The organism is Burkholderia sp. SIMBA_062 (genome assembly GCF_046534765.1).
GTDB classification, from domain to species: Bacteria; Pseudomonadota; Gammaproteobacteria; order Burkholderiales; family Burkholderiaceae; genus Burkholderia; species Burkholderia ambifaria.
Window position 1 is genome coordinate 1 of sequence record NZ_JAWRYD010000629.1, and the last position, 235, is coordinate 235.

The following is a 235-nucleotide window of genomic DNA, read 5'->3' on the forward strand; positions in this document are numbered from 1 at the left end:
GGGTGCAGGGCTGGCGTACCAGATCCTGCAGGCAGGCTTTCAGCTCAACATCCCGCGCATGTTTGCTGCGCTGCTGCTGATTTCGCTCACCGGCGTCGCGCTCTTCGTGCTGATGGCGTGGCTCACACGCGTCGCCCTGGGCGGCTGGCATGCCAGCGAAACGTCGCACGACTAGACCTTTCACCCCCATCGCCAACACACCGCGCGCAGCCACTGGCGCGCGGCACGGGCTTCC

Annotated in this window: 1 pseudogene; it reads left to right on the forward strand. The window is 66.8% G+C overall.

The window, feature by feature from the left end:
- A pseudogene (locus tag SB786_RS37700) lies at positions 1-175 on the forward strand (ABC transporter permease); the annotation flags it as partial.
- Between the last annotated feature and the right edge of the window lie 60 nt (positions 176-235).